18 protein-coding genes are annotated in these 24,962 nt (G+C 48.0%); 12 read left to right on the forward strand and 6 right to left on the reverse strand.

Annotated elements, in window-relative coordinates; genetic code table 11:
- The first annotated feature begins 16 nt into the window (after positions 1 to 16).
- Positions 17 to 2,554, forward strand: a complete 2,538-nt coding sequence (locus tag ACYVGR_RS25485) for a hypothetical protein (RefSeq protein ID WP_460962090.1) — start codon at positions 17 to 19, stop codon at positions 2,552 to 2,554.
- 138 nt (positions 2,555 to 2,692) lie between these two features.
- On the forward strand, positions 2,693 to 3,394 hold the full coding sequence (locus ACYVGR_RS25490) for an SGNH/GDSL hydrolase family protein (RefSeq protein ID WP_460962092.1): 702 nt from the start codon (positions 2,693 to 2,695) through the stop codon (positions 3,392 to 3,394).
- Here the strand turns inward: ACYVGR_RS25490 and ACYVGR_RS25495 are convergent.
- A complete protein-coding gene (locus ACYVGR_RS25495; RefSeq protein WP_460962094.1) occupies positions 3,384 to 4,184 on the reverse strand; it encodes a GntR family transcriptional regulator in 801 nt (266 codons plus the stop codon). The genes ACYVGR_RS25490 and ACYVGR_RS25495 overlap by 11 nt on opposite strands.
- Positions 4,185 to 4,503: 319 nt before the next feature.
- Between ACYVGR_RS25495 and ACYVGR_RS25500 the strand changes: the two genes are divergently transcribed.
- On the forward strand, positions 4,504 to 6,651 hold the full coding sequence (locus tag ACYVGR_RS25500) for a TIM-barrel domain-containing protein (protein WP_460962096.1): 2,148 nt from the start codon (positions 4,504 to 4,506) through the stop codon (positions 6,649 to 6,651).
- A 68-nt stretch (positions 6,652 to 6,719) separates the two neighbouring features.
- Here the strand turns inward: ACYVGR_RS25500 and ACYVGR_RS25505 are convergent, their stop codons facing one another.
- Positions 6,720 to 7,085, reverse strand: coding sequence for an OmpA family protein (locus tag ACYVGR_RS25505; RefSeq protein ID WP_460962098.1), 366 nt, complete (start codon positions 7,083 to 7,085; stop codon positions 6,720 to 6,722).
- A gap of 530 nt (positions 7,086 to 7,615) precedes the next feature.
- On the opposite strand from ACYVGR_RS25505, the gene ACYVGR_RS25510 reads away from it, so the two are divergent.
- Genes ACYVGR_RS25510 through ACYVGR_RS25530 form a run of 5 tightly spaced genes read left to right on the forward strand, consistent with a single transcriptional unit; the run spans position 7,616 to position 11,992 of the window.
- Positions 7,616 to 8,482, forward strand: coding sequence for an STAS domain-containing protein (locus tag ACYVGR_RS25510; RefSeq protein WP_460962100.1), 867 nt, complete (start codon positions 7,616 to 7,618; stop codon positions 8,480 to 8,482).
- A gap of 12 nt (positions 8,483 to 8,494) precedes the next feature.
- Positions 8,495 to 8,899 carry an STAS domain-containing protein gene (locus ACYVGR_RS25515; protein WP_182460876.1) on the forward strand — a complete coding sequence of 135 codons (405 nt, stop codon included), beginning with the start codon at positions 8,495 to 8,497 and terminating at the stop codon, positions 8,897 to 8,899.
- Positions 8,868 to 9,293, forward strand: coding sequence for an anti-sigma regulatory factor (locus tag ACYVGR_RS25520; RefSeq protein ID WP_460962102.1), 426 nt, complete (start codon positions 8,868 to 8,870; stop codon positions 9,291 to 9,293). The genes ACYVGR_RS25515 and ACYVGR_RS25520 overlap by 32 nt, the downstream gene beginning before the upstream one ends.
- Positions 9,286 to 10,326 carry an ATP-binding SpoIIE family protein phosphatase gene (locus ACYVGR_RS25525; RefSeq protein ID WP_460962104.1) on the forward strand — a complete coding sequence of 347 codons (1,041 nt, stop codon included), beginning with the start codon at positions 9,286 to 9,288 and terminating at the stop codon, positions 10,324 to 10,326. The genes ACYVGR_RS25520 and ACYVGR_RS25525 overlap by 8 nt, the downstream gene beginning before the upstream one ends.
- Positions 10,310 to 11,992, forward strand: coding sequence for a sensor histidine kinase (locus ACYVGR_RS25530; RefSeq protein WP_460962107.1), 1,683 nt, complete (start codon positions 10,310 to 10,312; stop codon positions 11,990 to 11,992). The genes ACYVGR_RS25525 and ACYVGR_RS25530 overlap by 17 nt, the downstream gene beginning before the upstream one ends.
- A 238-nt stretch (positions 11,993 to 12,230) precedes the next feature.
- On the opposite strand, the gene ACYVGR_RS25535 is transcribed toward ACYVGR_RS25530, so the two are convergent.
- The 3 genes from ACYVGR_RS25535 to ACYVGR_RS25545 all read right to left on the reverse strand — a co-directional run bounded on the left by ACYVGR_RS25535 (position 12,231) and on the right by ACYVGR_RS25545 (position 16,831).
- Positions 12,231 to 14,861: a DUF7133 domain-containing protein gene (locus ACYVGR_RS25535; RefSeq protein ID WP_460962109.1), complete on the reverse strand. Its 2,631-nt coding sequence runs from the start codon at positions 14,859 to 14,861 to the stop codon at positions 12,231 to 12,233.
- Between the two features lie 116 nt (positions 14,862 to 14,977).
- Entirely contained in the window at positions 14,978 to 16,447 is a 1,470-nt protein-coding gene (locus ACYVGR_RS25540) for a phytoene desaturase family protein (RefSeq protein WP_460962111.1), read from the reverse strand.
- 129 nt (positions 16,448 to 16,576) lie between these two features.
- Positions 16,577 to 16,831 (reverse strand): hypothetical protein, encoded by a 255-nt coding sequence (locus tag ACYVGR_RS25545; RefSeq protein WP_460962113.1) that lies wholly within the window; start codon positions 16,829 to 16,831, stop codon positions 16,577 to 16,579.
- Positions 16,832 to 17,111: 280 nt separating this feature from the next.
- Here ACYVGR_RS25545 and ACYVGR_RS25550 point away from each other — a divergent pair, with 280 nt between their 5' ends.
- Together ACYVGR_RS25550 and ACYVGR_RS25555 are read left to right on the forward strand one after the other, a co-directional pair.
- Positions 17,112 to 17,552: an RrF2 family transcriptional regulator gene (locus ACYVGR_RS25550; RefSeq protein ID WP_460962116.1), complete on the forward strand. Its 441-nt coding sequence runs from the start codon at positions 17,112 to 17,114 to the stop codon at positions 17,550 to 17,552.
- A 200-nt stretch (positions 17,553 to 17,752) separates the two neighbouring features.
- Complete coding sequence (locus ACYVGR_RS25555; RefSeq protein WP_460962118.1) at positions 17,753 to 18,697, forward strand: aldo/keto reductase; 945 nt, start codon at positions 17,753 to 17,755, stop codon at positions 18,695 to 18,697.
- Between the two features lie 211 nt (positions 18,698 to 18,908).
- Here the strand turns inward: ACYVGR_RS25555 and ACYVGR_RS25560 are convergent, their stop codons facing one another.
- Complete coding sequence (locus tag ACYVGR_RS25560; RefSeq protein WP_460962120.1) at positions 18,909 to 21,362, reverse strand: ABC transporter permease; 2,454 nt, start codon at positions 21,360 to 21,362, stop codon at positions 18,909 to 18,911.
- Positions 21,363 to 21,880: 518 nt separating this feature from the next.
- On the opposite strand from ACYVGR_RS25560, the gene ACYVGR_RS25565 reads away from it, so the two are divergent.
- Together ACYVGR_RS25565 and ACYVGR_RS25570 are read left to right on the forward strand one after the other, a co-directional pair.
- Complete coding sequence (locus ACYVGR_RS25565) at positions 21,881 to 22,219, forward strand: PadR family transcriptional regulator (protein WP_460962122.1); 339 nt, start codon at positions 21,881 to 21,883, stop codon at positions 22,217 to 22,219.
- Positions 22,216 to 24,906, forward strand: coding sequence for an ABC transporter permease (locus tag ACYVGR_RS25570; protein WP_460962124.1), 2,691 nt, complete (start codon positions 22,216 to 22,218; stop codon positions 24,904 to 24,906). The genes ACYVGR_RS25565 and ACYVGR_RS25570 overlap by 4 nt, the downstream gene beginning before the upstream one ends.
- Positions 24,907 to 24,962 lie beyond the last annotated feature (56 nt).

The following is a 24,962-nucleotide window of genomic DNA, read 5'->3' on the forward strand; positions in this document are numbered from 1 at the left end:
TTAACTTTTTCAACCCATGCGTACTCAAATCCTAACCTCCCTCTGCCTGTTAAGTATTGTCATTCTGGGCTTTACAACTACCGTAGATACCCCCAATCTGGACGATTCTACGCTACGAGGTAAGCCCTTCAACAACATCACCCTGGAAGCGTCGCTGAAGCCGTTTAAGAAAAACGACAAGGCGTATATTCAACAGGTGGCTACGGAGTTGTTTACTCAATGGTCATCGTTGCTGCGTCATACCGATACGGTTTCGGTGATGCTCTGGACGTCGGATGGGTCTGAAATTCTGGATTACAAAGGCAAGTTGACACAGCCGCTGGAATGGGCGCGCTACATCGGCAACCCGAACACGGAACACGAAGTGGGTTCAGGTCCGAAAGAGTTGTCCCTTCACGAGCGGGCCTATCTGTACATCGAAAATCCACCCGCGTTCACCTACGGTGATTTGAAGTTTATTATTCAAACGTTGAAAGAAACGGGTAAGCGCATTACAGGCAAACCCGTTATGATTGGTGCTACATTCGACCCAGGTCCGGAGTTTGCCAAGTCGGAGTTTAAGTACAAAAAGCACCCGGAAATTTTGGGTGGTAATGCAATGGGTCACAAGACGATGGTCAGTTGTTATTCGACCCTGAACGCCGATGCCGATGCCTACGCTGGTTTCCCCAAAGGCATTCCGGCCAATACGCCTTTTGGTACGTTTCTGGGTCGGCAGAGTCAGCATTTCCTGACTGATTTAGGCTACGATTTCATCTGGCTCAGCAATGGATTCGGCTTCGGGGTTGAGGGCTGGTCATCGACCGGGGCCATCTTCAATGGGAAAGCCTTTGCACCCGAAAAATTAGCGAATACCAAAGAATTGATCGCCGGTTTCTGGAATTTGTTTCGTAAGGAATGCCCTGATTTCCAGATTCAAACCCGAGGCACGAACCTATCGACTGGTGCCGATTTAGCCCGCGATGGCGTTGATCTGAAACAGATTTATGGGGGCCATTACAACATGCTCCCGCCCCCCAATTCACCCTGGGCGGCTCTAGATGGGGATTTTGGTCTGGAAATGGTTGGGTATATGTCGCGGATGGCCGAGTTACCCGACGAACGCTATCTGTTCCGCTATTACACGCACGATCCATGGTGGGTGAATAGCCCGTGGCTGGATCGCTATGGAGAGGAGCCGCATGATATTTACCTGCCGATGGCGGTAGCACGTATCAATGCAAAGGGCGAAATAAAGCTGCCAACGCATTTGAATTTCCTGACGGCCGACAATTCTTACGGCGAAATGCCCACTCAGGTCCCCGACGAAGTGACACCCCACATCCTGAAAGCCCGCTACGATTCGCCCACTGCTCCAGGGCCACTGGTTTGGGTGTATCCGTTCGATGAATACCATAGTTGGGCCTACAAACAACCTGACCGATTGCCCGAAATCTACTACGGCGACTGGCTTATCCGGCAGGCCATCAACAACGGTTTTCCGTTGAACACGATTACGTCTACGGGCTCACTCCAAAAAGTGTTGGTCACAAAGCCCACTTATTTCAATGAGTCGATTCTGGTTTCCATCGTACCCGACGCGGGTTCATCACTCGAAAAAACGCTGATCGATTTTGTGCAGAATGGCGGTAAACTCCTCATCTACGGCCCCGCCGACCATGCCGGAGCGGCTTTTCTAAATCTATTGAATCTCCAGAATACCAAAGCCCTCGACGGGGAGTTTCAGGTTAATTCAAGCATAACCTTGGATGAACTGACTAAAAAATACCCGGATAAGATCATCCATAATGCCCTGTTTTCAGGAGGTGGTATTGCGACGCAGGTGAAGAATAAAGCTGACGTTGGAACGAAAGTACGGGCAAAAATGAGCCAGAGCCAGAATGAACGCGACGTGGTTTGGGTACGCGAAAAACCAGAGTGGAAAGGCGGCAAAGTTGCCTATGTACGCGGCACCAATTCAAGTAAGTTTACCGGTGGCAAACTCCTGACGCCCGACGATCCCGAGCAACTGTTTACGGGACCGCTTTTGATGCGTTACGTCCTGAACCAGTTTGGCCTCGACTATCGAATCGATAAGCGAAATCCGTCGGTTAAAAATCCCGTATTGACTATTTCCAGAGGCAGCAACGGCTTTTTCTTCTCGGGTTACTGCCCCAATACAACCATCACGCATCGGTTCAAACTTCCTCAGGGAGCCCCCATTCTAACGGGTTACGAAACGGAATTAGCTAATGGTTATTCAGTGTATTCTATGCCGAAAGCCTGGCATCGGGAAAGCCGTGTGTTTATTGATCAGGCAGACGGAATCGTATCGTGTCAGGAAATGACGTCAGGGGTGAAGCACATGAAACGCTGCATCCGGTTGATGGGTTTGAAGAACGCTACCGTCCGCATTTATCCTGATGACGAGGTTACAGAGCAGAGTCTACACGTGTATGCCAATACAGGCTATCCGTGGAAAAAGCCGCAGACAGCCTTCAAGCTCGGCGATAAGAAATACGGTAAGCACTACGTCGTTGAAAACATAACGGGTGATTTGGTGGCATTTTGGTAGTGCCGCCCGTGGTGTCGGTTACTAATAACCGACATTTTAGGTTTCTCAAAACCTATAGACACAAACAGAAGGTTTTGAGAAACCTCCTCGTCTCAGGTTAAAGAACCTGGCACCACAAATGATATAACAAACACTTGAATGAAGACCATACTTATCCTCTTATTTCTGGGAGTATCCTTAAGCACACAGGCCCAGCAAGCTGATTCAACAACTTATTTATCCACTATAAAACAGGAACTCACTATCCAATGGCCGAAAAACCGGACGATCAATCTGGTGTTTCATGGACACTCAGTACCAGCGGGTTATTGGCACGATCATGAAGTGCATACCCTGGAATCGTATCCAAATCTGCTGCTGGCAAAACTGAAAAAGCAGTATCCGTATGCCGTTATCAATGTAATTGTGACGGCCATTGGCGGAGAGAATGCCATCAAAGGGCAAACTCGTTTTGAGCAGGATGTGCTCGTTCACAAACCCGACGTCCTGTTTATCGACTACGCCCTCAACGACCGTTTCTCGGACATTGGCAAGGTAAAAGAAGCCTGGGCGAGCATGATACAGATGGCCCTGGCCAAGAACATAAAGATAATTCTGCTAACTCCCTCTCCCGACCAGCGGCTGGATATTCTGGATGCAACCAATCCACTAGAGCCACACGCTCAGCAAATTCATCAACTAGCTAAACAAAACCACATCGGAATAGCTGATCCGTATTCGAAGTTTAAGCAGATTGCCAAACGGGGTGAATTGACCAACTACATGTCGCACGTGAACCACCCGAACAAAGCAGGACATGAGATCATTGCCGACGAAATTCTGAAGTGGTTTACGAACTAAGCGGATTGGCGGGCCGATAATCGAATTCGGGGTTGGCAATAACGGCGAATTTATACTTATCGCCGTGGTAATACGACTGCTCAATTTCAACAACCTTATCGCCGGTACAGATCACGGCGCTATCCAGCAAGAAGACCGGCGTTGGTTTACTTAGGTCAAAATTCGTCGTGTTGGGCTCCAGAATTTTCACGCCCAACGTCTGCTGAACTTCGTTGATTTTCAGATGATAGTTGTTTTCGTAGACTTTGAAATACGAAACCTCGGTCGGTATTTTATTAATCTTCGGGCAGAGCGTCAGGGAAATGTATTTGACCTCATCTTTAATCAGCAGCTCATCGGCATAGCGGAGTTGGTGAAGTTTCAGCGCAGGACCTTCGATAATAAAATGCCGCCCGTTGATCTCCGATGAAATCCCGTCCTGCAAAATCGTTTTTTCCAGAACGATATTTTTGGGCGTAAACCCCTCGGCAATCAGGCTATCGTGGAAACCACGTCGGGTAGCGTAGATTGAGCCTAACGTGCGGAGTAAATGATGGTCTTCTGTCCGATTGAGCACGTAGGTTCCTTTGCCTTTTATGCGCCGTGCCCAACCTTTGGATTCAATTTCAAGAAGCGTTTTTCGTGCGGTTGTGTTACTTATTTTAAAGGTTTTAATCAGCTCATTTTCAGAAGGTATCTGATCTCCTGGCAATAACTCCCCCGTTTTTATTTTTTCAATAATGCTTTCACTCAGCGCGATAAATTTCGCCTTACCTGTGGTTAGCTGAGCAGTTGCCCCTTTCTTTTCCATCCAGTTCAATAGACCAATAAGCAGTTAACGTCTGGTGTGATAGCCTGTTACGTGCTTCCAGTAGTACATTCATTGACACACGCACAAGGCTTGTAAATATACAGCTTCCTTTTCAGGATTAAATCGAATCAGTAGAGCAATGGGCCGCTGATGTTTATGATCATTTACGATGAACAATGATCGTTTGAAAATTGGCAATAGTTGTATCAATAAAAAAATTGTTGAATCTGTTTTCCGCTATCGGATAATCCGATAACCTTTTCAATCATAGCGACCATAAAAATTGGTGTTCTATTTACTGATCTCCATTCCCTAAACCATGAAGCGTCGTTCCGTTCTATTTTTCGTATGCAGTCTGTTTGTAGTCATCAGCAGCTTCGGGCAGCAGGCCGCTTTTCAGTGGCAGCAGATAGCGCCCGGTGTGTGGAAATCGGTGGTGGGTAGTTCGGATGGCATTACACCGCTGGCAGTTGCCGATGTAAAACCCCGACTGGATGGCTTACAAAAGCTGGGCGAGCGTTCATTTCCTACGCAGCTCGGTGAGAGCTTTCACGAAAAAACAGACAACAAAACCTTTTTACGATTTCCCCTCCAACAGGGCGAACAACTCTTTGGGCTAGGCTTAAATTTTAAAAGCGTTCAGCAACGAGGCACCATCAAAACGCTGCATGTAGACCATTACAATGGAAAAGACAACGGTCGAACTCATGCACCTGTTCCGTTTTATGTGTCCAGCCTAGGGTATGGTGTACTCATCAATTCGGCCCGGTACATCACGGTTTACGCGGGTACGGGCGTACTGGCCGAAGGCAAACATACACCACCCGAAATGAACCGCAATAGCCAGCGAGACTGGAGCGCGCAACCCTACTCAGATGCAGTAGAGATGGTGATTCCGGCGGCTGGTACGGAGGTGTATGTATTTGCCGGACGAACGCCAATGGAAGTCATGCAACGCTACAATCTTTATTGCGGAGGAGGTACGCTGCCGCCTAAATGGGGGCTTGGTTTCACCCATCGAACGCCAACGCTATTTACCGACAAACAGATTCTAAACGAAGTAGCCGAGTTTGAAGCCAAAGGGTATCCGTTAAGTTTTGTTGGGCTGGAACCCGGCTGGCAATCCCACTCCTACCCAAACAGTTTCGTCTGGGACAGCACGCGATTTCCGCAGCCCGATCAATTTCTGAAGCAATTGGCGACAAAAAATATTCGGTCTAATCTCTGGATCAATCCCTACGTTTCGTTGCATTCACCCATTTTTAAGGACGTGCTCCCGTATACGGGTTCGCATACGGTTTGGGTGGGGCGGGTACCGGATTTTAATCTGCCCCCTGCCCGCGATTTATACAAGAGCTTATTCACAAAACAGCACCTGTCCATTGGCGTGTCGGGCTATAAAGTAGATGAAGTTGATGGGTACGATCACTGGCTTTGGCCCGACGTTGCCAAGTTCCCTTCCGGAACCGGCGCCGAGCAGATGCGGCAGATTTACGGGCTGCAATTCCAGAAAATGACCGACGGCTGGTTTCGGGAAAAGAACCAGCGAACTTACGGGCTGGTGCGCGGTTCAAATGCAGGTTCTCCGTCGATGCCCTACGTAATTTACAACGATTACTACGACCACCGCGATTTCATTACAGCCTTGTGTACCAGTAGCTTTGCCGGTGTACTCTGGACACCCGAAGCACGAACGTCTAAAACCTCGGAAGAATGGCTGCGCCGGATGCAGACGGTATGCTTTTCGCCGATGGCGATGCTCAACGCCTGGGCCGATGGCACCAAACCCTGGTCGTTTGCCGATGTGGCCGATGAGGTAAAAGCGGTGATGCAACTACGGATGCAGTTACTCCCCTATCTCTACACAACCTTTGCCCAGTATCATTTCGAAGGCAAGCCGCCAATTCGAGCCATGAATCTGGTCGATGGTTTTTCCTTTGATGCTAAGGCGACAACGGCCCAATTCAGTTCTACCGATAATCCCTACGCGATGGCCGTGAAACAGGATATCAAAGACCAGTTTATGGTGGGTGATTTCTTGCTGGTAGCCCCCTTGTTTGCTGGCGAAACAAGCCGAAAGGTGGTTCTGCCTGCGGGCAATTGGTACGACTTTTACACCGGGAAAGTAGTAGGCAATGGCGAAGTAATCGACGTTAAGCCAGCGTCGTTAGCTATTCCGGTATTTGTAAAAGAAGGGGGAATTATTCCGATGATCCCATTCCAGTTGCACACGCCTGGTGAAACCGAAAAACTTCCGTTGCAAGTCCGACATTACGGCACTACAGAAGCCAGTTGGAACTTGTATGATGACGACGGCATCACTTTCGACTACGAAAAAGGCAAGTACAGTTGGGCGCAACTTACTGTCAAAAAAGACAAAAAAGGGAAGCTAAGCGGCAGTTGGATAGCGCCTAAAGACCCTTCGTTTCATTATACCAACACAACCTGGGAATTTATGACGCGGTGAGCGAAATAGTGTTGAGCACAGTTTAAAACTACGCCGAACTATCAACCCTCTTTTATCATCAACAAAAATCACCTCGGCGAAAGCTGGACAGCTACTCGCCTGCTTATTGTTTTTGTATCCTCCAGATTCTTAGCGGATGCTTTTGGCTCCGGCTCTTCCCACTTGACTATAATCTGATCGGGATGCACACCGCGTTGTTTCAAATAATCCGCTACGGTTTTAGCCCGATGCTCCGCTAAAACCAGATTCAACTCGCGCTTGCCTACGTTGTCCGTATAGCCTGTTACGGTCGCGAGCCAGGCTGGTTGTTCAGCAAGTTGTTGGGCTATTGAATCCAGTGTGACTTTAACGCCGGGTCGTAGTTTGGGACTACTTTGGTCAAAGTACAGAATGTAAATACTCAGCGGCAATTCAGCGGGCTTAGTAGTAGACACAGCACGACCGGACGAGCGCATTTCAGGGGCTTGTCCGAAGCAATAGCTACCGGCTATCCATTGGCAGGCACAAAAACACAGTAATAACTTGCTAACCAACACCATTCTCATACTCTGATTTTGCGTAAGCCCTATTCAGTCCAACCTACAACATTCTAATGTACTGCCTTACGTCAACTTAAATAACGCTGATACGAAACTATTAACTGATGAGTTCGTTCCTTAATTTGGCTGGGTTGGGGAAGTAGTAAAATTATACTTCCAGTGGATTTATAAACATGTATGTTACCCATAAAGCGTCATATTTCTTAACTTGCGTTCATGTAAACCATTGCAAGGATTCCTGTTAATTTAATAAGAAATACAAGAGCACAAAGTGTAACATTATCAGCTCACGATTTAACGGTACTACCTCACTGGTTCCTGTCTGATCGAATAAAAGCCCTGATTAGTGATCTTGATATTATTTAATTCTGATTTAATCATATGTCATCTATTTTTGCCACTCACTCCCTCTTCCATCTCTACTAATGGCTACTACAATTTCGGAATTACTTAAAAAGAACAAGGCCCAGTTACTGGATAGCTGGATTCAAAAGCAATTAGCCAGTGAAAGCCTGCGGGACGATCTGATGACGAACGACGAATTGCGAGCGCAATCGGAGGAGTTAGTCAATGCCCTGGCCAAGACCATTACAGAAACCAATATAAATCAAGTCGATTCTACAGACTTCGACGAGATATTTGAAATCTTATCGGCCATTTCACTGTCCCGCGCCCGACAAGGTTTTTCTCCCCGCGAAACAGGCTTGTATATCTTCGGTCTGAAAGAGGCTATTCTGGATTTGCTACAGGATAAATTAGCTGATGACCCAACGCAGCTTTTTACAGAGGTCCGAAAAATAAACCAGCTCCTCGACAGTTTCTCCGTTGTTACATTCGAGACATTTATTAAAGGCCGGGAAGAAGTCATTTTCCGTCAAACCGAAGAAATCACCGATATATCGACTCCAGTGATTCAGATATGGGATGGCATTCTGGCACTTCCCATCATTGGCACGTTGGATAGCGCCCGAACGCAGGTTGTGATGGAAAGTCTACTGCAAAAAATTGTTGATACTGGCAGTAGCATTGCCATCCTGGATATTTCGGGTGTACCCGCCGTTGATTCGCTGGTAGCGCAGCATTTGATGAAGACCGTTAGCGCAACCCGCTTGATGGGAGCCGACTGCATCATTAGCGGCATTCGGCCCGAAATTGCCCAAACAGTTGTTCATCTAGGCATCGACTTGTCCAATATCATCACCAAAGCCTCCCTCGCCAGTGCGCTTAAACATGCGTTTAGTATGCATAAGCTGATCGTTAAGCAAGTGGGAACGGACAAGTCTATACGTTAAAACACCCTGCCCATGGAAAAAATACCTATCCTTCGAATGGGTGCCTTTCTGCTAGTCACCATTCAAGTTGATTTATATGACCGGCTGGCGTTGACTCTGGAAACCGATTTGATCAATATGGTCCACAAAACAGGAGCTCGTGGTGTATTGATCGATATCTCGGCTGTATCCATTGTAGACTCATTCATGGGTCGAATTTTGGGAAATATTGCCAGCATGACCAGGGTGCTGGATGCCGAAACAGTGGTAGTTGGTATGCAGCCAGCTGTAGCTATTACTCTGATTGAGTTAGGATTATCACTCAGTGGCGTGTATACCGCACTCGACGTAGAACGGGGGATGAGTCTGTTACAAACAAAGCTTGGCCCAAACGACGAACTGACGGATGATGACGACGACGCTGACGATACTGAATAAAGACAGTATGACCATTACCCGCGAGCAGGACGTTGTTCCCTGCCGCAATCGGGTTAAGGAGGTGGCGGTTAAGATCGGGATGGGCCTCGTTAACCAAACGAAGCTCATTACGGCAGCCAGTGAGTTATTACGCAACATGCTTCGCTACGCCAACGGTGGAGAAGTCTTGATCGAAGCCGTAAGCAAAGGACGCGAGTCGGGTGTACGCCTGACATTTATAGATAAAGGCCCTGGTATCGCCGATATTAATCTGGCTATGCAGGATGGATTTTCTACTGGTAAAAGCCTGGGTTTAGGCTTACCTGGTACCAAACGCCTGGTCAATGAATTTGACATTAAAAGCACCGTTGGTCAGGGAACAACAATTACCATTTTAAAATGGAAAAATGGATAACTCCGTACATGTACGCTTTCAGGCACCCGATCGGAGTTATGTAGCGCTACTCAAGAAAGGAATTAATCAGCTAGCGGTACAGGCTGGTTTTCAGTACCAACGTCTTAGCGAAATTGACCTGATTGTGGCTGAAATGGCCACGAATCTAATCAAACATGCAGGAGGGGGCGACATCCTCGTACGCCATATCCAGTCAACCAACCAGTCGGGTCTTGAACTGATTAGCATTGATAGCGGCCCCGGCATGGCCGATACCGCCAAAATGGCAAAGGATGGCGTTTCGACAACCAGCACGCTGGGACACGGCCTGGGAACAATCAACCGGTTGGCAGATCAGACGCAGATTTACTCATTAAAGGGCTGGGGCACAATCCTGTTAGCCCGGATATTTCTCAATCCAGCTGCTGCGCTTAAAGCCGAACGATCGTCTGGATTTGAGTTCCGCTCCTTACTAGTTGCAAAACCCGGCGAAACTATGTGTGGCGATGGTTGTTATTTGAAAATGACACCGGGCCACATCAAGCTATTTCTGGGAGACGGTTTAGGTCACGGCCCCGAAGCTAACCTAGCCGTACAAACTGCCATCAATTCATTTCGGCTATGTCCGGATCATCGCCCGGTCGATATTATACGGTCGATGCACCGCTCGGTTACTAAAACCCGCGGCTTAGTGGGATCGGTGATTGTTTATGATGTAGCAACTCAGCAATGGAACTGGTGTGGTGTGGGTAATATTTCAACCCGGCTTAGTGGTGCAACGTCTTCCAAAAACTTCCTGTCTTATAACGGAATTATTGGGATGAATCTGCCGAATACCATGAACGACCACATGCTGCCTTTCGAGCGAGGGCAATTACTCATTATGTGTTCAGATGGGTTACAATCGCGCTGGGATCACACCAAATATCCGCTAATTCATCGGTATGATTTGACTATTTTGGCCGCAGCTTTATACAAAGATTATTCCCGACAAACGGACGATACATCCTTAGTTGTTGGGCGTGCTCACGGAGATCATGGAGGAACTAATTAAGATTTCGCTCGACAACGAGATGGACCTGATTCTGGCTCATAAACGGGCCATGAAACTGGCCGAATTGGTTGGTTTGTCCTTAGCCTCCCAAACTACCTTTGCTACGGCTGTATCAGAAGTAGCCCGTTATGCCATTGAGCAGGGCACCGGCCCGCTATTGTCGCTCAGCACCGATCGGCTTCGGGGCAAACAGTTCCTAGTGGCGGTTATCGAAGACAAGAATCTTCCCGTGGCAAATCCACTCAATCAGGGGTTGCTTTATGCGCAACGGCTAGTCGAGAAAATGGAGATCACCAACACGGGCAAAGGGGGGAAAATCATCCTGTACTATAGTCTACCCACTTCCCGAAAACCGAGTCCTGAGCAGATCGATTATTGGCGGGCCCAATTCGATGTCAATCACTCTCTTTCGGCTTATGATGAAATCAAACGAAAAAACGAGCAGCTACAGGAGCTTGCTTTGCGATTACAAGCCAGTGAGCAGCATTACCAACGGGTAACCAACTCGTTGCCATTACTCATTTTTACGGCGAATCAGGCGGGGCAGTTGCTGTATGCCAATTCCTGGCTCACAGAACTTACCGGTCACACCCTCCAGGCCATTAATCAGACCAAATGGGCAAAAATCATCCATCCCAGCGATTACGAGGGTTTCTGGGCATTGTGGAATAAACAAGCCGCCAACTATTTGCCGTTTCAGTATGAGTGTCGATTGCGCGACGCAGCCACGCAAACCTATTTGTGGCATCTGTTCACCGCGCAACCCGTAAAAAGCGACGTTGAAAAAGTAGCCGCCTGGACGGGCTTTGTGGTGAACATCCACGCACAGACACTTGTTACACAGACACTTCAACAAAACGAAGAACTAGCTCAGGCAAAAGAAAAACTGGAACAATCGCAACGAGAATTAGAATCAACAGTGCGTGAACTGAACCGGAGCAATGAGGATTTAAGTCAGTTTGCCTACATTGCCAGTCATGATTTACAGGAGCCCCTACGCAAAATCCAGCAATTCGGCGATCTGCTCCAGACTCGAAACAATGAACTATCAGGTGATTCACGAACGTATCTGAGTCGGATGCAGTCTGCGGCCAACCGGATGTCGGTTCTGATCAAAGATTTGTTGAGTTTCTCCCGTTTATCTACCCGTCGTGAAGCGCCAACTCCAGTGGCACTTACAGCCCTGATTAACAGCTGTCTGGAGAATTTATCTTTACCGATCGAGGAAACGCAGGCACAAATTCATATACGCACGCTCCCGATTATTGAAGGAGAAGCGTCGCAGCTTGGCCAGTTGTTTCAAAACTTATTGAGCAATGCCCTTAAGTTTCATAAACAGGGCGTACCTCCCCAAATTCACATCCAATCGCAGGAAATTTCCGCTACCGATTTACCCGACACCGTTAAGCCAGCACGCCAATCGTCAATCTATCACCGAATTGAGGTTCGTGATAACGGGATTGGTTTTGACGAAAAATACCTGGACCGCATTTTCCAGGTTTTCCAGCGATTACACGGCAAGAATGAGTTTGTGGGCACGGGTGTCGGGCTGGCCATTTGCCAAAAAGTGGCGATCAATCACGGTGGTGCGATTACGGCCACCAGCCAGCCCGGCGAAGGCTCCACCTTTCAGGTTTATTTGCCGATAATTCAAGTGGCGAGATAGTAAACCTATTTTTGAAACCTTCTAACAGGTAAACAACCGGATAGCGCTTTTTGCTATACAAACCATCAGGTCCACTATCGGGAATATGGACCCAGACCTTCCGCTTCTCGTTCAGTATTTTCGACTGAACACTATCAATATAAAAGTAACGAAAACCAACACATTCCCTGATGATCACCGTGACTACCATTGGCGTGGTGTCAGCTATTAGTAGCTGACACCACTGCTCTCCCCTATTCTACTTCTTCTGCTGCGACAGGAACGTAATCAGCGAGGCAAACTCTTCGTACGACAGCGCATTGGCCAGCCCATCTGGCATCATGGATGTTTCCATCTCTTTACGCGTCAGAATGTCGCTGGCTTTGATCGTGAATACCTCTCCTGTAATTGTCCGCAGAACGATTCTGTTTGCCGACTCTTCGGTAATAAAACCGGTGTAGCTCTTATTCCCTTTAGCTGTAATGAACACCGTGGCAAAACCCTGCGAGATAGAGGCATTAGGTTTCAGAATCGACTCGGCAATCTGCTCACGGTTCATGATCGACCCAATCTGTCCCATAAACGGACCTTTCATGGTTTCGCCTTTCGTGAGGCTATGGCAGGCAATACAACCCTGTTGGGTAAATAGTGCTTTTCCTTTCACGGGATCGCCGGGAATTTTGGCCATTGCCAGCATGATGTCCTCGATAGACGATTTACCAATCTGACCTTTCTGGTTTCTGATTTTCTCCAGATCAACTTTGGGTTCTTCTTTGGTCGCAACCACTTCTTCGACCCCAAATTCAGGAATGTCCATCCGAAGGCGACTATTCAGATCAATGAAAAATGGCTTTCCATTGGCATCGGCTTTCGCCCATTCTGATTTCAATAGTTTTTCGATAGCCGTCGATGATTCCCAGGTAACGCCTTTATAATAAGGCCCGTGCGTATCAGGACGCGTGCCCCACCACCACGAGCCGTCGTAATCAGCTTCTTTTTTGTACAGACGTGCCAACGTAACCAATATCTGTTTTTTCAAAATTGCATCAGTAGCACGCTGATAGACGGCAATCAAGCCGTCTACTGCTTTCGGATCGTGCATGTAACGCAATGCCCAGAGCGCGAGGGTCGAATTACCCGTTCCGATGGCGCTCAAACAAGCATCTACAGCGTTCAATTTCACCAAGGTTCGAACGGCAATATGGGCAGGTACAAGAGCTGCATTGGGTGTAGCATGTGGACCTTCTGTTCCTTTAGCGGGTTCAACAAACGAAGCCGGAACGGCAACTTGTAGCAGCGCAGGTGCCGCTTCTACCTTACCCAACCGACCCAAACCAATCATAGCTGCTAGCCGAACACGATCTGATGGGTCTTTCAGCGCCTGCATGAATGGTTCAACCGGAACTGATTTGATGTATGGCATTCGGTCACTGAGCGCACGTAAGGCGTATTCTCTAAACTCAGGTTCTTCGGTTAGTTTAACCAGATTAGCAATTCCTGCTTCGCCCGCAGCCTGTGCATAGGTGTACATCGCAGCGATTCGGGCATATAGCGGAACGCTTTTGTCGGCAGCTAGTTTCCAGACGGCTTTCGTAATTTTATCGGCAGGGCGAGCCAGCAATTCCTGCTGAGCATACTGTCGGGCTGCGGCACTCCCCGATTTCAGGTAGTTGGTCAACTCTTTTACCGACGCCTTTTTAAGCGAAGGAAACGCTTTATATGTCCAGTCGGCCGGAACGGCTCGCATAACATATCCTTTGGATGGGCTACCCGAATAGCCCGCGCCATCCCAGGCGGCCAGGTACATACGGCCTGACGCATCGATGTCGACATCCGTAATCTGAGGCAACTTAATAAACTCCTCTTCCTTTTGGGTGTAGCTTGGCCCATCGGGCGTAACCCGGTGAATGTACAGTTGGCTTCGTCCCCAGTCGGCCATCATGGGCACATGGTTGTACTTGTCTGGCCAACTGGCATCGTCCATAAACAACGACCCCGTACCCGAACCGCCACCTACATCGACCAGCGCCGGAATAATTTCGTCGGTAAAGTGCTTGAACAAAACGGGATAGCCGTATTCACCCGATTGAATCTGATGGCTAAACCGAATGTTCCAGCCGCCCCCATCGTTGGTGTTATCCCGCGTGAAAATATTCATGTACGGATCGATGGCGATGTCGTAAATATTGCGCATACCGTGCGAGAAAATCTCCATTTCGGTGCCATCGGGCCGCACCCGAACAATCCCACCACCGAGCATTGTCAGTTTTTTACCACTGCGATCAACGGCATCGTGGAAACCAAAATCACCAACGGCAATGTAAATCCAGCCATCAATGCCCATACGAATGCCATTCGTTGCGTGGTCGGTTCCCCGGCTCTGTAGGAAGTTCGGATTGCTCAGGTTCTGAATAAGCGGCTTGGATGGCCCATCGGTAACACCATCCTGATTGGCATCCTCAAAGACAACCAGATCCATATTGCTGGCTTTGCCGGTTTCTTTCGAGAACGTCGTGTGCAGCACAAAAACTTGATCACGAAGGGCAATAATACCGCGAGGATTATCGACCATAGCAAATTTGGTATGTTGATCTACCTTGCCGTCGTTATCCTTGTCAACGAGCTTGATAATGTAGCCTTTACCAGGTTCTTTTCCCAGCGATCCAATCATATCAACACCCACGAAAACCTCGCCGGTTGGAGCAACCGCCAGGCAGGCAGGGCTTGGGGTCAGGTCGGGACCCGCGAAATTAGTAAGTCGAATATCGGCAGGGCCTTCCATCGGTACACTGAACTGCCGCGCTTGTAGCGGTTCCGTAGTTCCTAATTTATCAACAAAACCAATCAGCGCCAGCAAGGCATACACCAGACCCAATGAAATTCGAAGCATTAGTACTATTTATTAGCCGTTTTTAGAGTTTATACAACAATAAGGATTGCTTTCGGAATGAGCAACCACTTCGAAGGAAAGAAAGACAGAACGCTAATTTAACTATTCACTTAGAATCACCCCCTAGCTAATTCAATAGGCACGGATTTCCCAAAGCCTTCTCGCAACGCAACGCGGGCCGCATGATACCCACACATGCCATGAACGCCACCACCTGGAGGAGTGGCTGATGAGCAGATAAACATACCGGGTTCCGACGTTTGGTAAGGCGACAGCGCAATAGTTGGGCGGGTATACAATTGGCCAATATCGATGATTCCCCCGTTGATGTCGCCCCCAACATAATTCGGATTCCAGGCTTCTATTTGCGCCGTGTTCATGGTATGACGAGCCAGAATTCGGTCGCGAAAACCCGGTGCGAACCGCTCAACCTGCTTTTCAATAACGTCGGTACGATCAAGTGTTGAGCCGTTGGGCACGTGGCAATACGCCCAGGCGGTGTGCTTGCCCGCCGGAGCACGGGTCGGATCGAACAGGCTTTGTTGAGCCAGCAGCACAAAAGGCCGATCGGGATGCTGGCCGTTATAAGTACGTTGCTCAGCATCAACAATTTCTTCGAGCGTACCGCCCAGATGAATCGTTCCGGCCCGATGGCATTCGGAAGCCGTAAACGGAATGGGCCCATCCAATGCCCAATCTATTTTGAAGATACCCGGCCCGTAGCGGTAATGTTCGAGCTGTTTTCGGTAAATCTGGTTCGTCAGGCCACTTGAAAATCGATCCCCGACAATCGACAAAAGTTGCTTCGGTGTAAGGTCGAAGAGCACAACTCGGGATTTAGGCAGATCATTCAGGGAACGAACAGGCCGATCAACCTCAATGCTCCCCCCTAGTGATTTAAAATACGAAGCCAGCGCATGGGCAATTGACTGGGCACCACCTTTGGGCATGGGCCAACCGTGAAGGTGCCCCGCCGTCATCAGCACCAGCGCAATGGCTGCCGTAGTCAGATTTGTCAGTGGCTGAATCGAATGAGCGGCCATGCCTGCCCACAATCCTCTTGCTTCTGTTGTTTGAAATCGATTCGCGACGACAGTTGATGGAAGCAGGGCATCCAGGCCAAACTGAGCCAGGTCGAGCGGGTGTTTAGGAAAACGTAGCGGCCCCAGCACATCGGCAGCCATCGTAGGCCAGTGCCGCACAACAGAATCGAACAGTTTATGATAGGCCCGTTCGTCAACCCCGAGGGTTTGGGCGGTTTCGGCTACCGAGCCAACCAAGGTGGCTGCATTACCCGCATCGAAAGGATGAGCGGCTGCAACAGGTGGATAAATAAACTCCAGACCATGTTCGGCTAAGGGTAAACTATGGAATAAAGGCGAACCAGCCGCCAATGGATGAATCGCTGAGCCAATGTCATGCACAAAACCAGGAAGCGTCAGTTCAGCAGAGCGCGTGCCTCCGCCAATTGTTGGTCTGGCTTCGAGGACAATTACGGATAAACCAGCCCGCGCCAGCACAATGGCTGCACTCAAACCATTTGGCCCAGAACCTACAACGACTGCATCGTAATCACGCTTCTCCATCAAGTTTACCCCTATTTATCCTTGTCGATTTGCGGCACTGCGCCAAAGATACCGAAACCAACCATTCACTGTGTTGAGTCGAGATTTCAGTGAGCAGTAAATCAACAATTTATCCTTAAATCAGTGTGGTTATACCGAATGAATTGGGTCAGCCTGCACGCTTACCATGCCCCGAACCGATCGTAATCGGTCGTGTATGGTCGTAAGCCATTGCTGGTGCCGTACCCGGATAATAAGCCAGCCGCGGGCTTGTACGCCATCAGCCTCAAAATCCAGTCGGGCAATTTGGCAGGCATCGTCCTGCGGGATGGCGTTGGTAACGTCGTTAACAAAATTCAGTCGGTCGAACCCAGCGACTCGGTAGCTTATCTGGTGCCAGTTCATGGTGTTGGCTGGCCTACTTTCTAAAGAGATCACCTGCTTTTCGATTTTTAATTCGACAATTGGAAACTTTTTATAAATCCCCTATATTTATAGACAAAGGTGGTTATCAATTTTTCTTTTCACAAGAAATGATGCAAAAATCTGAAAAACAGACTATTACCTAATACCCTATCGAGATATACCAGTATACGTTGCTGCCTAGTGAGGGCAGTCGTTATTAGCCATAAAATTTACATTTTCCTTTACATCAAGGGACACAATTCATTAACTACCCACAAAAATGATTTCAAAAAAAGCGAAGTACGCCATCAAGGCGCTGAAAGTGCTAGCCCAGGAATTTGGGAATGGGCCTGTATTGATTGCCGCTATCTCGGCTCAGGAAAACATCCCAAAAAAATTCCTGGAAAGCATCCTGCTCGAATTACGGAATCATGGCATGCTACAAAGTCAGAAAGGGAAAGGTGGTGGCTACAGCTTGAGAATTGAGCCCGAACGAATCAATCTGGCTCAGGTAATTCGAGTCATTGATGGCCCAATTGCGCCAACACCCTGTGTCTCACTCAACTTCTACGTTCGTTGCGATGACTGCGACGACGAGGAAACGTGTGAAATCCGGCCCATTATGGTCCGTGTACGCGACGCGAATCTGGCTGTCTACGAAAAAACAACCCTCCGAATGCTCATCGAAGGGGCTGTTCCTGTTAGTACTCTTTCAATTTAGATTCTAGAGATTCCTATGATTCTAATTGACAGTTTAGGTATTGATTACCAGTAGAATATCATCAATAGAATCTGATAGAATCAACCGCACGGGCGAACCCGAGAATCCACTATGATAAAGCACTAGTTTGTAAATGAACTAAGCAGCCTGAACTACGCTTGCCTGATTACAAGCGTAAAAATGAAACGTATAGCGTAGTTATGAAAAAACGAATTGGTAATTCAGACCTGTTGGTAGCCCCTTTGAATTTGGGCGGGAATGTGTTCGGCTGGACGTTGGACGAAAAGGAATCATTCGCGATTCTGGATGAGTTTGTAGCGAATGGTTTCAATTTTATCGATACCGCCGATGTCTATTCCGCCTGGAAACCCGGTAATCAGGGTGGCGAGTCGGAAACTATTTTGGGCAAATGGATGCAGCTTCGGAAAAATCGAGATAAGATCGTGCTCGCCACCAAGGTTGGCTGGGATTTCGGAGACGGTCGAAAGGGTATCAATGCTCCCTATATCCAGTCTGCTATTCAGGATTCATTACGTCGATTGCAGACGGATTATGTGGATCTGTATTACACCCATATCGATGACGAAGTAACACCGGTGGCAGAAACCCTGGGGGCCTACGCTGAGTTGATTCAGGCGGGTAAGGTTCGCTATATAGCGGCTTCCAATGTGAAGGCCCCCCGGTTGATTGAATCATTGCAACTAGCTGAACAATCAGGACTTCCGCGATACCAGGCGCTTCAACCACACTATAATCTTCTGGAACGACAATCGTACGAAGAAATCTTAGCTCCTATTGCCAAACAATATAATTTGTCGGTGATGCCTTATTGGGCATTAGCCGCTGGCTTTTTGACGGGCAAATACCGATCGGAGGCTGATTTAGGAAAAAGTGTGCGCGGAGGTGGAGCCGCAAAGTATCTGAACGAAAAAGGTCTTGGCGTATTAAACGCGCTTGATCAGGTTGCGGGTAAACACAACTCGCAACCCGGCACGGTTGCTTTAGCCTGGTTGTTGGCGCAGGATCAGGTTCTGGCACCCGTTGCCAGCGCGACATCCAGTACGCAATTGAAAGGCTTATTTGAGGCAACCCAATTGGTGCTGGATGCCGATGATCTGCAACGTTTGGATAGCGCGAGTAAGTGAATAGTTTTTTGTCATTTCGACGTCAGGAGAAATCTTAAACTTGACTTCTAAGGGACCTTGAGATTTCTCCTGACGTCGAAATGACAAAAACAATCTAGCATTTCCTATAAAAGGAAAAGTTTAAACAGGTTCACTGTTCAAAGCTTACAGCGGTATAGCCTCCAGTCCAGTTTTACACCATCATCCACGTCATCTAGGAAATCCGCAACCCTTACTCGCTTTTCAAAACGTCTACTGGATTACTCTTTGCCGCCTTCATCGTCTGTGAGCCAATTAGTAGGAACGCGATCGACAAGACGACCAACAAGCCAGCTAGTAGCTCGACGACATGCACGGGTGTGTGATACGGGAAACGGGTAAGTACCACGTTTTCGAAGAAAAAGTACGTTACAGGTAGCGCGATCAATGCCGATATGGACAGCTGCGCGAGAAAACCACGGCTCAATAAGTAAATAAGGCTACCAGAACTTGCACCCATCACTTTACGAATACTGATCTCTTTCAGCCGGGTTTCGGTCGTGAACGCCACCATGCCGAACAAGCCCATCGATGCGATTGAAATAGCGAGGAAGGCCAGAAAGCCAATGATCTTGATCATTGTCGAAAACTCACTGTAAGCTTCTTCGATGGCTTCGTCATAAAATTCAGCCTGAAATGGATGCACACGATCTAGTTTCTTCCAGACCAACTCGATCTTGGCTCGGGTGGTCAGCATGTCTTTGCTTTGTATTTTGGCATTGATAATGGCTCGGTCTTCGGGCGTCCAGAACATGAACGCTACCGGCCCAATGAGGTTGTCGACTTTGCCATAGTGAAAGTCTTTCATGACCCCAATAATGGTCATCTTGCGTGTTCCATGAAAGTTGCTGAAGGTGATCTCCTGCCCGATAGCTTTCTCGGGATCGTTGTTCGCAATGTTAAATCGTTTTAGTATTTGCTGGTTAACGATCACTTCTCGGGCGGCTGCGGTTGTCGTGGGTCGTGCCCTGAAATTTCCCCCGGCAATAAGCTTGTACCCATGCAACGGCAGGTAGTTCTCGTCGACGTGGTTGGTCATCACCAAAACAGAGTCGCGCGAATCAGCATATTTCATATAGCCACCCCAGGCGTTTCCAACACTGGTCACAATTAACGAGCGGGATAGAAACGTTACTTCGGGCATCTCGCTCAATTCCTTCATAAATGCGTCGGGCTTGTTACCCTGCATATTGATATTCAAGATGTTCGCGGTATTGAATCCCAAGTCGAAGGCCAGTATGTTTTTATATTGAACATAGCCAATGGCAGTTGTTGTGATAAAGATCAGTGTGAGCGTGTATTGGACCACTACCAGAGCCCACCGACCGAACGCGGCCCGAAGTGTTAGGTGTTTGAATACTTTCACAGAGGATACGTTCCTAAGCGCATTGATCGCACTGACTTTCGAAAAGAATAGGGCAGGCATAAAACCAGCAATACCCCCTACGGTAACTGAAAATAGGATGAAGGTGATGACCATAGTGGGCGTAAGCTCAAGCTTCACCGTACGCTGCATCTCGGGGGCCAGGTTTATCAGTTGTGGCCGTAGTACCAGAAATAGCACGAATGAAAGTAGCAGGGCTACCAGAGAAATCAGGATGGCCTCTGCCAGAAACTGTTGCCACACCTGACTCTTCCCGGCGCCGATCGCCTTACGAATACCCACTTCCTTAAAGCGTCGTATGGCGCGGGCCATCGACAGATTGGTATAGTTGAAACAGGCCGACAGAATCACCACGAGTGCCAGCCCGCCCAGTATCCACAGCACAATTGGCGGCATGTGAGGACCCACGGAGCCAGGCCCTCCCTCGGAGCGATGGAGGTTCTCGCCAACCACAATCTTGTGTAACGGCAGCAGTTCGAGCTGGATTTTCGTGTTTTCTTCGGCGTGGTTTTCCTGCTCGGCAATGGCATCGAGCTGTGTTTGGATTGACGCTAAGTCGGCGTTTTCTGGTAGCAGGAGGTACACTGAGTTCGACGACATGTTACTCCATTTTTCGAAGTTGTGGTTGTTCCGGTTGAGTTGCTCAGCCGTCGACAGCGAGACTAACGCTTCGAAGTTGATGTGCGAAAAGAAAGGAACGTCTTTCATGACGCCAGTCACCTGGTAATCAAGCGTATCGAACCGGACTGCCTTACCCAGCGCCGATTGGTTACCGAATAGCTTTTTCGCTGCGCTCTCCGTCAGAACAATTGAGTAAGGATCTTTCAACGCCGTTTCGGGATTGCCTTCCAACATCGGCAAGGTAAAGACCCTGAATACAGAAGGCTCAGCCCAAAAGCCTTTGATCGGGAGAATGTTATCGCCAACCGTTGCGTCCTGCGAAAAGTCGTTACGTAGAATTGCCACCTGCTCAACGCCCGTGACTTTCTCCCGAATAAGCTTGCCGGTCTTTAAAGATGTGGTAGCATACTTGTTGCCGGACCGCGATTGGTTCTGTTCCCGATTTTCGGTCAGTACGCTAGTGATGCGATAAATACGCTCCCCATTCTTATGGAATTTATCGTATGAACGCAGGTCGAGTACGAACGCGATGAGTAGTAACCCGACGGACATACTGATGGCAAGGCCAACAATATTAATGAACGAGAACAGCTTGTTGCGCAGTAAGTTGCGTCGTGCCGTTTTGATATAGCTTCCGATCATGATCCAGTTGATTAACCTACTGCAAGTATACTCGGCAACTATAAATCGAATGAAAAAATGGGATGAATTGAGCTAAAAATGGGACGAAAAATGGATAATATTTCCAGGCAGTAAAACAATATGGCCTACTTTTCGACTCTTAGCATTCCTGTAAAGCCTAGACTTTTTTGTCATCCCAACGAAAGGAGGGATCTTAAAGCATCCCTGTTAGAGAGCCAAGAGACCTTGAAATCCCTCCTTTCGTCGGGATGATAAAAAACCATATAACTCACATTATCTTCTAGTGTTCATTAGTCAACCTATTGACTGTAACGAATTGCGCACAGGCAAGTTTCCAGCTTTGGAAGCTGTCCTGTATCGTACAGAATATGTCCGTTAATGGACAAGCCTTTCTGCTCTATTTTAGTCAAAAAGCCTATTAATACGCTCAGAATGGCCTTTTAGGGAGTTGGCAATTTATTTGCTATACAAATGTGGAGCATATAAGTCTATGCCAGAAATTACGCCATCCCATAGTTATGAAAGGCACACAACTGGGTGAATTTGAAGAATTGGTTCTGCTAACTATTGCGCTGCTTTACGATGACGCCTACAGCGTGGCCGTAGTGGAAGAACTCGCTCAGCGATTAGAGCGGCCAATGAGTTTAGGGGCCGTTCATCGAACCATGCAGCGGCTGGAAGAAAAAGGACTCGTACAATCCCGTTTCGGGGAGTCAACAGCCGAGCGGGGAGGTCGGCGCAAACGGCTCTTTACCGTCACCACAGCGGGCGAGCAGATTTTGCAGGAAGCTCGTAAAGTCCGCGATGAGTTGTGGGCGGGCATTTCTAAAGCCGCTTTTGGAGGGGGTGTTTTATGAACGAAGAACAGTCAACCCCAAAGCGTGAAGAAATTCCTCGTCCTCCCCGCTGGGCGCAATACCTGATGGAGCGCATCACAGCCCCGCATCTATACGAAGAACTAGCGGGCGATCTGGATGAGCTGTTTCATAAACGAGTTCGGCGTTACGGTTATGCCAAAGCCCGGCTCCTGTATGTGTGGGATTTCCTGTTGTTGCTACATCCCCGACTCTGGCGACAAGAGCCTACCCCCTATTTCAAACCTCGACACACCCGATATAATGACATTTCTAAAACCTTTTTTTTTCACCCTACTATGATCCGTAATTATTTAAAAATCGCCTTTCGTAATCTACTCAAAAACAAGTCGTATTCGGCTATCAATATTGGTGGATTGGCCGTAGGTATGGCGGTGGCAATGCTCATTGGTATCTGGATAACAGATGAGGTATCGGCCAATAAACACCACAAAAATTACGAGACCCTTTATCAGGTCAAAATGCACCAGACCTTCGATGGTCATCGGGGGACGCAGGATGCGCTACCGTTTCCAATGGGCGACGAATTGAAGGCTAAATACCCTGATTTTAAAGCCGTAGCCATGTGCGATTGGGGGAGCAATCGCTCGCTGGTTGTTGGCAATCAGAAGTTTTTAAAAGATGGCCATTTTATTGGGGAAGATGCTATTGACATGTTTTCGCTGAACATTCTCAATGGAGATAAGCAGCCCTTAAAAGAGCCCTATTCAATTGTGTTGACAGATGAAACGGCTCATGCTCTGTTTGGAAATCAGGACCCGATTGGCAAAATGCTTAAACTCGACAATACCGTCGACTTGAAAGTAACAGCCGTAGTGGCCAAGCAACCCAAAAATGCCACGCTCCAGTTTGATTATTTGCTGCCCTGGCACCTACAGGAAAAAATGTATGACTGGATCGCCAAATTCCATAAAACAAACTGGGGTAATAACTCCTGGGCAACGTACGTCCAACTCAAAGACGGCATCAGTCCCGAGCAAACCAATGCCAAAATAAAAAATGTGGTCTTGTCTCATTTATCAAATGATGCTAACACGGTAAAGCTCATCAAGCCCGAAGTCTTCATTCATCCGATGACCAAATGGCGGCTTTATTCGGACTTTGAAGAAGGAAAAAATACGGGAGGCTTCATTAAATATGTTCGACTGTTTGGCGTCTTCGGCCTGTTTATTCTGGTGATTGCCTGCATTAACTTCATGAATCTCAGCACGGCCCGTTCCGAAAAACGAGCCAAAGAAGTGGGTGTTCGGAAAGCCGTTGGGTCGGGTCGGGAGCAGTTGATTGGGCAGTTTTTGAGTGAGTCGATTTTGATTGCCTCTATGGCATTGGTGTTGGCGCTGGCGATCGTATTAATTTCGCTGCCTTACTTCAATACCCTCACCGAAAAAACGATGGCTATCGAATTCGGGAATCCTGTTTTCTGGGGCATTGTACTAATTTTCACCCTCTTCACGGGTCTGCTGGCAGGCAGTTATCCGGCGCTTTATTTGTCGTCGTTCAATCCCGTCAAGATCTTGAAAGGGGGTATCCATGTCGGGAAGAGTGCTTCCTTACCCCGAAAAATCCTGGTGGTTGTTCAATTCACCTTTTCCATTGTGCTGATGATTGGTACCATCATTATTTATCAGCAGATCCAACACGGCAAAAACCGACCAATTGGCTTTAACAATAGCGGCCTTATTTCGGTGAATTCCTCCAAAGACTTAATTGAGCATTTTGACGCACTTCGTAATGAATTGCTGGCTACGGGAGCGGTAACGTCTATTTGCAAATCCAATTCACCGCCAACACAAATCTGGAGCAACAACAATGGCTGGGAATGGAAAGGCTCAACGCCCGAAGACAAATCTGTCGTTTTCAGTACGATTGCCACCAATTTCGATTACATCAAAACCATTGGTATTAAGCTCAAGGAAGGTCGGGATTTTTCGCGGGATTTCACGACCGATTCTTCCGGCGTCATTTTAAATGAAGCCGCCGTTAAACGCATGGGTTTAAAGCATCCGGTAGGTGAAATACTCAAATGGAATGGGAAAGATCGAAAGGTAGTTGGCATTATCCCCGATATCATGATGGAATCGCCTTATCGGGCCATCTCACCGCTGACGATTGTTTTTGAGAAGGATTGGGTAAGTTTTGTTTGTGTACGTATAAATCCAACTGTAGCATCTTCGGAAGCTATCAAAAAAATCGCTCCGATTTTCGATAAGTACAATCCAGGCTTTCCGTTCGATTATAAATTTTCGGATACCGAATACGCTAAGAAATTCAGCTATGAAGAACTTATTGGTAACCTGTCGGCCATTGTTTCGCTGCTAGCGGTCTTTATCTCGTGTCTGGGTTTATTTGGGCTAGCCTCGTTTATGGCTGAGCAGCGCACTAAGGAAATTGGTATTCGTAAAGTACTCGGAGCCAGTGTTGCCAATGTCTGGCGATTACTCTCGAAAGACTTTGTCCAGCTCGTCATTATTTCCTGTTTAGTGGCCTCCCCCATTGCCTGGTATGCCATGAGTCAGTGGCTCAAAGATTACACCTACAAAATTGATATTCAGTTTGGTGTGTTTTTGATAGTCCTTATTATGGCCCTGGCAATTACCTTATTAACGGTTAGCTATCAGGCCATCAAAGCCGCTTTATTAAACCCTGTGAAGAGTCTAAAAAGCGAATAATGTTGTAACTCGGATGCTCTGCCGTTGCGATGGACCACCCGCGTTACAATAAACCC

The organism is Spirosoma litoris, assembly GCF_054776755.1.